We start from the raw sequence: 10897 nt of genomic DNA on the forward strand, positions 1-10897 counted from the left end.
CGCCGAGGATGGGTCGCCGGCCCTCGCGGACGATAGGGTGAAGCCTATGGATCCGCAGACTCTGACCGAACTGCTCGACGTCGCCGTCCTCGACCGGCTCGATCACATCGACGACCTGCCCGGCGACGAGCTCGCCCGGTCGTCGGCCCTGCGGAAAGAGGGCTACTCCGCCGAGGTGACCGCCGCGCTGCTGACACAGGCGAGGCTGCGGAAGGAAGCGGCCGCGAAGCTCGGCCCCTTCGCCGATGACATGCTCTTCACCCGCGACGGGCTCGCTCAGGCCACCCGCCTGCCGGTGGCCGCCCACCACGCCCGCCGTCTCCTCGGTGAGGCGTCGGAGGATGACACGATCCGCATCGCCGACCTCGGGTGCGGGATCGGTGCGGATTCCATCGCCTTCTCCGGGATGGGCGCGCAGGTCAGCGCCGTCGACGCCGATGAGGTCACCGCCGCCCTCGCCGCCTTCAACCTCCGCCACCTGCCCGATGCCGAGGTCGAACACTCTCGCGCCGAGGACGTCGACCTCGACGGCTTCGACGCTCTGTGGTTCGACCCGGCCCGGCGGACGGTCGGCAAGGCCGACCGCCGCGGGTCGACCGCCCGGATCACCGACCCCGAGGCCTTCTCACCGTCCCTGTCCTGGGTCGTCGACAAGGCGCTGAAGGCCAAAGCGGCCGGGGTTAAGCTCGGCCCGGCCCTCGACCACGGACTCGTCCCGGCTGAAGCCGAGGCGCAGTGGGTCTCTCACAATGGTGAGGTCGTCGAGGTCTGCCTCTACTTCGGTGCGGCCCGGCAGCGTCCCGGTCGCGGAGCCCTCGTCATGGGCGAGCGCACGCTCCTCGTGCACGAGGACGATCTGCCCGACGAGGACGAGGCGGGCATCGGCGAACTGGGCTCCTATCTGCTCGAACCCGATGGCGCGATCGTGCGCGCCGGGCTCGTCGCCGCACTGTGCGCCCCGCTGCAGGCACGCCGGGTGCATCCGTCGATCGCGTACCTGACCACCGACGTCGAACCGACCGGTCCCGCCTCGGCGGGGGTCACGGCCTACGAGGTCGTCGACGTCCTGCCGGCGAAGATCGCGAGCCTGCGCAAGGAGCTGGTCAGCCGTGGCATCGGTTCGGTCGTGGTCAAGAAGCGCGGCGCCGACATCGTGCCCGACCAGGTTCGACGTCAGCTGAAACTGCCGAAGGGAGACAAGGCCACGCTCGTCTTCACCCGCCTCGGCGAACGCCACGTCGTGCTGCTGACCCGGCCGGTGGGATGACATCGCCGATCGTGCCTGAGCCGCGCTTCCCCGGAACTCGCCGCTGAGACCCCCGAACACCCCGCAGAAGGAGACCGAAATGAACCGCTCCGACGTCCTCATCAGCGCCGCAGAACTGCTGAGACTGCAGGCCTCGTCGCGCGCACCGAGGCTGCTCGACGTCCGCTGGACCCTGCCGAAGCCCGATGGCCGGGACGACTTCGCCGCCGGCCACATCCCCGGTGCGATCTACGTCGATCTCGACACCGAGCTCGCCGACCACGCGAACACAGAAGCCACAGCGGGCCGGCACCCCTTGCCGAGCGCCGGACAGTTCCAGGACACGGTCCGTTCCTGGGGCATCGACTCCGATACCGAGGTCGTGGTCTATGACGCCAACTCCTCTCTCGGTGCCGCCCGCGCCTGGTGGCTGCTGCGCTGGGCGGGACTGAACGCCCGCGTGCTCGACGGCGGGCTGGCCGCCTACGAAGCGGCCGGCGGAGAAGTCGAGATCGGCGCCTCGCCCGAGGTCGCACCGAGCAGCGTCTCCATCTCCCCGGGCTCGCTGCCGATCATCGACGCCGCTGACGTGTCCGCCTGGGACGGGGTGCTGCTCGACGCCCGCGCGGCGGAGCGCTTCCGCGGAGAGACCGAACCGCTGGATCCGCAGGCCGGGCACATCCCCGGAGCGAAGAACGCGCCGGCGACGGAGAACGTCCGCGACGGGGCTTTCCTCGACGAGGCAGCCCTGCGCCAACGGTTCACCGCACTCGGTGCGCTCGAGAGTCCGGTCGGCGTCTACTGCGGTTCGGGCGTCACCGCCTGTCACAACGCCTTGGCGCTGGCGACGCTCGGCGTGCAGGCGAGTCTCTACCCTGCCAGCTGGTCCGGCTGGTCGGCCGACCCCGAACGCCCAGTCGAAACCCGCGGCTGAAGCCGCGGCCGTCGTCGTGGCGGCGCTCGTTACGAAACAGTCACGAATCGTTACGCGGTACCCGTCACCGTGTGTTAAATCACAGAGCAGTACCGTGTTTCCTGCGTGGATTCCTCCTCGATTTCACCCTCTACAAGCCTCTGACCTCGCAAAACCGTGCACACTTCCGATCGCACATCTTTTGTAACGGAACCGTGACATAAGATCACAGATTCGTTACAGTTGGTGAAAACGTTCATGACGACGAGAGGAAAACGTGGCACGTAAGCAGCACGGCCGCCGCGCCGCCGAAACCAAGGTCAAGACACCCCTGACCGAACTGCTCGATGCGAACTCCGGGGCATTCGGTCGTCGCGCTGCAGTCGTCGCCGCCAGCGGCGGCCTGCTCACCGCGGCGGTTCTCCCCGCGACGGGGCAGACAGCCGACGACACGGCGTCGGTCTCAGCCGAGTCGGACGACCACGCTCAGGTCGAGTTCAAGAACCAGACGCCGACCATCCAGGCCGGCAGCGGCTCCGAGGAGAGCGATCAGGGCGGCGCCGCCACCGTTGACGTCGACGTCATCACCGCCGAGGGAGCACCGAAGCCCAAGCCGAAGCCGAAGCCCGAACCGAAGCCGGCGACCGAGTCTCCGGCACAGACTCAGTCGTCGTCCAGCGAGACGTCCGATGAGGATTCGAGTGAGTCCTCGGATGAGGATTCGGCGAAGGCAGAGACCGCGGATGACAAGGCCTCCGATGACACCGGCTCCTCGGATGAGACCCCGAAGAAGGATTCCGGCGACTCCGACAGCTCGGGACCGATCGATGGTTCGAAGGCCGAGCAGGTCATCGGCTGGGCGAAGAAGGGGGTCGGAACCCCCTATGTCTACGGCGGAACCTCGCAGAGCGGTTGGGACTGCTCTGGTTACACGTCCTGGGTCTACAGCCATGTCGGCGTGGATCTGCCCCGACAGTCGGGAGCGCAGAAGACCTCCGGCACGGTCGTCTCCCAGGCAGAGGCGAAGCCGGGCGATCTCATCTGGCACCCCGGTCACGTGGGCATCTACGCCGGCGGCGGACAGATGTACGATGCCGGTTCGCCGGGATCGGGCACCTCGAAGCGCAGCTTCAGCTGGATGGGCGACGTCACTTTCATCCGCGTTCTCTGATCCGGCCCCACCTCACGGAACCCCTCGCAGGCTCATCATCCCTTGCCTGCGAGGGGTTCCGTGTCTGGCTCAGCCCTGCGCGCTCACGGTCGCGGCCCTGGCTCAGCCGCAGTCGGGGGCTTTGTCGCTGCCGTCATACTCTGCGGGCAGCGTGCCGCTCGCGTCGAGATCGCCCTTGAGCCATTTCGCCACGGCCCGCAGTGCGTAGGGATTCGAGTCATATGCCGTCACCGCGGTCGAGGCCGAGGTGCTGCGCATCGTCCACGGGGCAGCTGTGCCGACGGCCACCTCGGCGGAGCTCTTCGGGCTCAGGCTCACGGAGGTTCCGCTCGACCCGACCTTGAGTCCGACGTCCTCGGCCGCCTTCCGCAGCGCCGACTGCTCCTTCTCGCTGCCGCCGACGATCGAGATCGCATCCGTGCCGGCGAAGGAGCACTCGCCCTTGAGAACGGTCAGCGACTTCTCGGCCACCTCGGTGAGGACCTTCTTCGGGTCCGCGGCGGCGTCCGCGGAGCCATCGGACCCCTCTTCGGAGGTTCCAGAGCCGCCCGCGGACTCATCGTTCGATTTCAGGCTCTTCTGCGCGTCGGCGGTGGCCAGCTGCATGGCGACGACCCGTTCGGACTTCTTCACGACGTCCTTCTTCTGCAGCGTCCCGTCGCCCATCGCGGTGACGATCGCCTTCTGCGCGGCGGCCGAGTCCGGCGGCATGAGCGCGATATCGGCACCGGCGGCGAGTGCCTTCACGGTCTCCCCGCCGCCCAGGTTCTGCGGCACCGCCTCCATATTCAGCGCATCCGTGGTGATGACGCCGTCGAAGTCGAGGGTGTCCCGCAATGCCGAGTACGCCTTCCTGTTCAGTGTCGCCGGCGTGGTCTTCGCATCGGGCAGGCCGATATGGCCCATCATCACCATCGGCACCTCGGCCGCGACGGCGGACTTGAACGGCAGCAGATCCGTGTCCTCGAGCTCCTCGATCGTCTTCTTCGACACCGGCAGGCTCTCGTGCGAATCCACGCCGAGGCGGCCGTGTCCCGGGAAGTGCTTCGCGGAGCTGGCCACGGCTCCGGCACGGTAGCCGGTGACCGCATCGGCGACGACCTCGGCGGCGTCCTTGTGATCGGTGCCGGCCGAGCGGACGTTGATCGCCACGTCGTCGGGGCCCGTGGTGACGTCGGAGTCCGGGGCGAAGTCGATGGTGAAGCCGAGGTCCGTGAGGTTCGTCCCCTGCACTGTCGTGGCCTGGGTGACGAGATCGGAGTCCTCGGTGGCGGCCAGGGCCATGAGCGGCGGGAACGGCAGGGCGGCGGTGCTCAGGCGGGAGACCGGGCCGCCTTCCTGGTCGACTCCGATCGACACCGGCTGGCCCTTCGTGCGCGCCCCCGAGATCTGCTCGGTCATCGATGTGACCTGCTCGGTCGTCGGGTTCTCCGGCAGGTTGTAGCCCATGACGATGACCCCGCCGAGGTGGTTCTGCTCGACCATGTCCACGGCTGTCCGGGTGTCCGTTCCGTCCCAGGTGCCGATGATGAGGGATCCGGCGAGTTCGTCGTCGGAGAAGCCTGCGACGATGTCTTCGGCCTCGTCGCGGTAGTCGGCCGGGTCCGCCTCGGCGGGGTCGGACAGGGACGTATCGGTTTCGGACTGCGGCCCGGTCTGCGCCTCTGCCTGGGAGGGTGTTCTCTCCCCGTTCGTCTCGGATTCAGGCGTCGCCCCGCCGGAGCAGCCGACGAGCGCAAGGGTCGTGGTCAGAGCCAGGAGGCTCAGGCGCGAGGAGAACATGTCCCCATGCTAGACGGTCGACCTGAACCGGCGGTGAGGCCGCAGTCGTCGACGCCATTGCGCAGCGCTTCACCGGACGGTGGTCAGTGTGTCCGAATCCGGCGGCTGAGGAGGGAGTTTCGGCGTCACGCCACTATGATCGATCCATGGTCGATTTCGCTCACTCTGCCCGCTCCACCATCGGTGTCGAATGGGAACTGGCTCTCCTGAACAGTCAGAGCCTTGACCTGACCCCCGCGGCCGAGACCCTGTTGGCGGATGTGGCCGAACATGCTCCCGAGTTCGAGGACCAGATCGTCGGTGAGATGCTCACGAACACCATCGAGCTCGTCACCGGTGTGCACACTCAGGCGTCGGCCATCGCCGAGGATCTGGCCACCTCGATGGCGGCGCTGCGGAAGCTGACCGAGGCGCGCGGCATCGAACTCATGTCGGCGGGCACTCACCCCTTCGCGCAGTGGCAGTCGCAGGAGGTCCGGGCCAAGGACCGCTACCTCGAACTCGTCGATCGCACCCAGTGGTGGGGACGGAACATGCTCATCTTCGGCGTCCACGTCCACGTCGGAATCGACTCCCGCGACAAGGTCCTGCCGATCGTCAACGCTCTGCTCGCCTACGTCCCCCACCTGGAGGCTCTGTCCGCGTCCTCTCCTTTCTGGGGCGGCACGGACACCGGGTACGCCTCGAACCGGGCGATGATGTTCCAGCAGCTGCCCACCGCGGGTCTGCCGTTCCAGTTCGATCAGTGGTCCGACTACGAGAAGTACGTCGACGACATGCTCACCACCGGCATCATCGATCACATCAATGAGATCCGCTGGGACATCCGGCCCGCCCCGCACTGGGGCACCGTCGAGGTCCGCGTCTGCGACGGACTTCCGACCTTGGAGGAGATCCTCGCGATCACCGCGTTCATCCAGTGCCTCGTCGATGACTTCTCCGCCCGCCTCGACGCCGGGGAGACGCTGCCGACGATGCCCGACTGGTTCCACAACGAGAACAAGTGGCGGGCGGCCCGCTATGGCATGGACGCGATCATCATCGAAAACGCCGAGGCCGATGAGCGGCTCGTCACCGAGTGCCTGGCCGATGAGATCGAGCGCCTGAGCCCGGTCGCCGAACGCCTCGGCTGCGCCGAGGAGCTGCACTCCATCACGTCGATCATCGAACGCGGTGTGCCGTATCAGCGTCTGCAGCGAGTGTTCCGATCCACCGGGTCGCTGACCGAGGTGACCCGTTCCCTCATCGGCGACCTCCGCACCTCCTACACCTAGGGGGCCCGGGGCCTGCACATGCTTCCTGCGGGCGGATCCGTCGTGATTCTCGATGGGATTTCGCAGTGGATCCGCCCGCAGGAGACACTCAGCCACCCGGGCAGCTGCCTACGTGCGGCTGCGGCGACGTTCTCCCGAAACACTGGTCATGAACGGAGACTTCTCCGCGCCAAAACTATCCGTTCGCGACCAGTCCTCATGGCTCACCCATCGAAAGACGGGTCAAGTACCGAAACACGGGTGCGCACCCTCTGTGGCAGGCTGTCTCACAACAGCCTGACACAGAGCGCGCGCACGCGTTTCTCGGCGTGCAGCTGGCCTAGAGGTGCGGGCGGCTGTCGCAGAAGTGCGCGGCTGACCTACAGATGCGGACGGAGAAGCTCCAGCAGCGTCGGCAGCGCAGAAGCGACGCCCGGATGCAGCGGATAGTCCCGGAGCTCGTCGAGCGGCACCCAGGCCAGCTGGATGCTCTCGGGGTCGCTGATGACGGCGTCGAAGCGGCGCAGGGTCTTCGCGATCACCGTCGTATAGGACCACGTGTCGAGGTCGAGGACATGAGTCTCGAGGATCTCGATGCCCGAACCGTCCTCGTCCGGCACCCCGGCTTCCTCCCACGACTCGCGGACCGCGGCGTCGACGGCCGACTCGCCCATGTCACGTGCGCCGCCGGGGAAGCCCCAGGTCCCTCCCTCGACCGACCACAGCGCCCGATGCTGCATGAGCACCCCGCGCTCGGGGTCGACGAGCATGAGCCCGGCGGCCCCATTGAGCCCCCAATGTTTCTGCCCGTCGGATCCGTACGTCCACCCGTCCCCGGATCGCCGAGGCGGCCGACCGTCCGGCAGGCGCGTCGACTTCGCCGCCTGAGCGTTCCTCGCCGCGGCACTGTCCGCGCCGTCGTTCGCCGCCTGAGCGTTCCGCTCCGCGGCTTCGCTCGCGGCGCTGTTCGCCGCGCGTTTCGCAGAATCGCTCGCGGCACGGGCCTCTTCGTTCTCAGACGAGGACATGATCGACATCCAGGGAGGAGACGGCTGCGAAGGACAGGTCGCTGGGCCCGATCCCGCGCGAGACGAGTTCGGCTCCGAGGGCTGCGACCATCGCCCCATTGTCGGTGCACAGCCTCAACGGCGGCACCCGCAGGGTCACCCCTGCCTCAGCACAGCGAGCGGCGAGCACCTCCCGCAGGTGGGTGTTCGCGGCCACTCCCCCACCGAGGACGACATGGTCGATTCCTGTATCGGCCGCAGCGAGCAGGGTCTTGGTCACGAGCACGTCGACGACGGCGTCTTCGAATCCGGCGGCGATATCGGCCACGCGCAGGTCGGTGCCGAGCGTCTCGGCCTTGGTGACTTCGCGCAGGGCCGCGGTCTTGAGACCGGAGAAGGAGAAGTTGTACCGGCGTTCGGGATCGCGCAGATCCTGCTTCTTCGCCAGTCCGCGGGGAAACTTCACCGCTGTCCGGTCGCCGGGGACCCCGGTGCCGTCGAGCAGGCCAAGGGCCGCCTTCGAGATGTTCGGCCCGCCCGGATAGCTGAGGCCGAGCAGACGGGCGGTCTTGTCGAAGGCCTCGCCGGCAGCGTCGTCGATGGTCGCACCGAGGAGCTCGATGTCATCGACCACATCGCCGAGGCGCAGGATCTCCGTGTGTCCGCCGGAGACGAGCAGGGCGATGGTCGGGGTGGTCAGCCCGTCGACGTCCTCGGCCACGAGATCGACGGCGACGTGGGCGGCCAGGTGGTTGACCCCGTAGAGCGGTCGGTCGAGTGCCGCGGCGAGCCCTTTGGCCGCGCCCACACCGACCATGAGCGCACCGGACAGACCCGGGCCCGCGGTCACGGCGACGGCGTCGATGTCGGACAGCTCCACCTCGGCGGTCTCACAGGCCGAGGCGATGGCCGGGCCGATGGCCTGTACATGGGCACGGGAGGCGACTTCGGGCACGACGCCGCCGAAGCGCACGTGCTCGTCCATCGACGAGGAGACAGTGTTCGTCAGCAGCCTGCGGCCGCGCACGATCCCCACTCCGGTCTCGTCGCAGGAGGATTCGATGCCGAGGACAAGTGGTTCGCTCATGACTCGGCCTCTGCTGTCTCGAGTTCGAGGTTCGAGTAGACGGCGTCGAGTTCGGGTTCGCTCATCTCTGCGACCTCGGCTCCGAGGGTGCGGGCGAACAGTCGCAGGTGGGTGTCCCACATCGGCCCGAATTCCTCGGCCCGCGTCCGGGCGGCGTCGGCATCGGCGGCGGTCTGAGTGAACACCAGCAGGGTCTCCCGTCCGGCGTCCGAAGTCCCCTGTCCGGCGTCACCGTCGAGGGGCACGAGCCGGATGCCCAACACTCCGAAGCCCTCGAGTTCGAACAGCACATGGTCGCAGGTCTCGCAGCTGAGGACCGTTCCGGTGAGTTCGACGTCCTCAAGTTCGAAGATGATCGGGCGGGCTGCCGGTGCGTCGGCGTCGTTGTCGGCGTCGGTGTCGGTGTTCGCAGGTTCTTCGCCGAGGCGGAACGGGGCGAACCAGGTCCTCACACTCGCGCTGTCGGTCAGTGCGTCCCAGACCCGTTCGACGTCGAGTGCCAGAGGCATCTCGATGACGAGGTCGGTGCCGTTCTCCCAGGTGACCAGGCGCGGGGAGGTCGTGCTCATTCCTCCACCCACGATTCTGTCAAGGCCGTGATCTCCTCGGCGCTCAGCTGCATTTCGACACCGGCGAGCAGCTCGGTGAGCTGTTCGGGCACTCGCGCCGAGGCGATGGTCGAGGGGATGAAGTCATGGCTGAGCTGCCAGGCGATGGCCGTGGCCGTCATCGTCGCATCATGGGCGGAGGCGACGTCGTGAAGGACTTCGAGAGCGCCGAGGGCCTTCTGATCCTCGACGAAATCGGCAACCCGGTCGCCGCGGACGCTTCCGGTGGCGTCTCCTCCGGTGTGCTTGCCGGTGAGGAACCCGGAGGCCAGGGAGTGGAAGGGCAGTTCGGCGATGCCCTCTGAGCGCAGATAGGCCTGCTTCTGGGGATCGACGGCGGCGCGGGAGACGAGGTTGAACCGGTCCTGGACGACCCGGTAGCAGGCGAGGGAGAACTTCGTGGAGATCTTCCGCGCGTTCTGCAGCCGTTCGAGGCTGAAGTTCGAGGCACCGAGGTAGCTGACCTTGCCGGAGCGCACCAGCGCGTCGAAGGTCTCGGCCACGGCGACCTGATCGACTTCGTCATCGTCGCGGTGGGCGTAGTAGACGTCGACGTGGTCGGTGCCCAGGCGACGCAGGGAATCGTCGACGCAGTCGCGGATATTCGCCGGGTCGAGGCCTCGGTGCTCGGGGTGCATGCCGACCTTCGTCGCGATGACCATCTCGTCACGGTTGCCGCGGGACTTCATCCATTCGCCGATGATCGTCTCGGATTCGCCGCCGGAGTTCCCGTCGACCCAGGCCGAGTAGGCATCGGCCGTATCGATGAAGTTCCCGCCCGCCTCGACGTAGGCGTCGAGGACCGCGAAGCTCTGATCCCGATCCGCGCCCCATCCGAAGGGGTTGCCGCCCAGTTGCAGTGGGTGGACGAAGAGATCGGTATCTGCCAATTGCACACGTGTCATGCCTCCAGCCTACTCGCCTCGCCTGAAGACTCACGGTCTGCCCGTCTGCCAGATCAGGGGCTGCCCGTCTGCCAGATCAGGGGCTGCCCGTCTGCCAGATCAGGGTCTGGCCCTCCGCAGTAAACTTAGGCTAAGCTCATCTCAAGATCAGCGTCGACGTGCCATGGAAACCCACCCCCGACGAGCAGGCTTCCTGCTCGTCGTCTTCTCCCCGAGGAACCGCAATGACCGAACAGTTCTCCGCTCGCCTCAAGAGCAGCACTGCCGCCATCCATGACGAGGTCGAACACACCACGTTCATGGTCGACCTCATGGAGGGCCGCCTCGATGCCCGGGCCTATGCGCTCCTGCTCCGGCAGTACGATGTCATCTACCCGGTGCTCGAGGCGAGGTCGCGGGACTTCGCCGGCGATCCCGTCTTCGCCCCGTTCCACGACGCCCTGCTCTTCCGCTCCGACCGCATCTCCGCAGATCTCGCCGCGCTTGAGGGCACCGAGCTGCCCGTCATGCCCAGCGCGAACGCCTATGCGTCTCATCTGGAGAGCCTCGACAGCCCCGAACAGGTCATCGCCCACCATTACACGCGCTACCTCGGCGACCTGTCCGGCGGGCAGGCCATCGGAACTCTCATGCGCCGTCACTACGCCCTGCCGGCCACGTCACTGACGATGTGGGACTTCACCGGGATCGGAAAGACGAAGCCGTATAAGGACGCCTACCGTCGACGCCTCGATGAGGTGGCCGCGACCGGCGGCGACGAACAGATCGTCATCGACGAGACGATGGAGGCCTTCCGCCTCAACGGCGACCTCCTCGTCGACCTCACCGAGGCCACAGAACGTCGGACGGTCACGGTCGCCTGAAGCAGACTTGCGCGAGCACCGCCGGAACCCGCCGCCGAGACGACCGCCCGAATGCGGTCCGG

Annotated in this window: 10 protein-coding genes; 5 read left to right on the forward strand and 5 right to left on the reverse strand. The window is 67.4% G+C overall.

Going from position 1 to position 10897, the window contains the following annotated elements:
- Positions 1-46 precede the first annotated feature (46 nt).
- From IHE57_RS05500 to IHE57_RS05510, 3 genes are all read left to right on the forward strand, one after another.
- Positions 47-1267, forward strand: a complete 1221-nt coding sequence (locus tag IHE57_RS05500; RefSeq protein WP_209371430.1) for a class I SAM-dependent methyltransferase — start codon at positions 47-49, stop codon at positions 1265-1267.
- Between the two features lie 79 nt (positions 1268-1346).
- The gene (locus IHE57_RS05505) at positions 1347-2180 is read left to right on the forward strand and encodes a sulfurtransferase (protein WP_209371431.1); all 834 of its coding nucleotides are present in this window, start codon (positions 1347-1349) and stop codon (positions 2178-2180) included.
- Between the two features lie 256 nt (positions 2181-2436).
- Complete coding sequence (locus tag IHE57_RS05510; RefSeq protein ID WP_209371440.1) at positions 2437-3330, forward strand: C40 family peptidase; 894 nt, start codon at positions 2437-2439, stop codon at positions 3328-3330.
- A gap of 102 nt (positions 3331-3432) precedes the next feature.
- Here the strand turns inward: IHE57_RS05510 and IHE57_RS05515 are convergent, their stop codons facing one another.
- Positions 3433-5112, reverse strand: a complete 1680-nt coding sequence (locus tag IHE57_RS05515) for a glycoside hydrolase family 3 N-terminal domain-containing protein (RefSeq protein WP_209371441.1) — start codon at positions 5110-5112, stop codon at positions 3433-3435.
- A 146-nt stretch (positions 5113-5258) separates the two neighbouring features.
- Here IHE57_RS05515 and IHE57_RS05520 point away from each other — a divergent pair, with 146 nt between their 5' ends.
- Positions 5259-6386 carry a glutamate--cysteine ligase gene (locus IHE57_RS05520; RefSeq protein ID WP_209371443.1) on the forward strand — a complete coding sequence of 376 codons (1128 nt, stop codon included), beginning with the start codon at positions 5259-5261 and terminating at the stop codon, positions 6384-6386.
- Positions 6387-6745: 359 nt separating this feature from the next.
- Here the strand turns inward: IHE57_RS05520 and IHE57_RS05525 are convergent, their stop codons facing one another.
- The 4 genes from IHE57_RS05525 to IHE57_RS05540 are packed head-to-tail and all read right to left on the reverse strand — an operon-like array spanning position 6746 to position 9972.
- Positions 6746-7393, reverse strand: a complete 648-nt coding sequence (locus IHE57_RS05525; protein ID WP_209371445.1) for an NUDIX domain-containing protein — start codon at positions 7391-7393, stop codon at positions 6746-6748.
- Positions 7380-8459 (reverse strand): tRNA (adenosine(37)-N6)-threonylcarbamoyltransferase complex transferase subunit TsaD, encoded by a 1080-nt coding sequence (gene tsaD / locus IHE57_RS05530; protein WP_209323495.1) that lies wholly within the window; start codon positions 8457-8459, stop codon positions 7380-7382. Before tsaD ends, IHE57_RS05525 begins: the two co-directional genes overlap by 14 nt.
- A complete protein-coding gene (locus IHE57_RS05535) occupies positions 8456-9028 on the reverse strand; it encodes an SRPBCC family protein (RefSeq protein ID WP_209371446.1) in 573 nt (190 codons plus the stop codon). Before IHE57_RS05535 ends, tsaD begins: the two co-directional genes overlap by 4 nt.
- Positions 9025-9972 carry an aldo/keto reductase gene (locus tag IHE57_RS05540; RefSeq protein ID WP_209371449.1) on the reverse strand — a complete coding sequence of 316 codons (948 nt, stop codon included), beginning with the start codon at positions 9970-9972 and terminating at the stop codon, positions 9025-9027. The genes IHE57_RS05535 and IHE57_RS05540 overlap by 4 nt, the downstream gene beginning before the upstream one ends.
- A gap of 224 nt (positions 9973-10196) precedes the next feature.
- Here IHE57_RS05540 and IHE57_RS05545 point away from each other — a divergent pair, with 224 nt between their 5' ends.
- Positions 10197-10835: a biliverdin-producing heme oxygenase gene (locus IHE57_RS05545; protein ID WP_209371451.1), complete on the forward strand. Its 639-nt coding sequence runs from the start codon at positions 10197-10199 to the stop codon at positions 10833-10835.
- The last annotated feature ends 62 nt before the right edge of the window (positions 10836-10897 follow it).

This window comes from Brevibacterium renqingii, assembly GCF_017808105.1.
Lineage (GTDB): Bacteria > Actinomycetota > Actinomycetes > Actinomycetales > Brevibacteriaceae > Brevibacterium > Brevibacterium renqingii.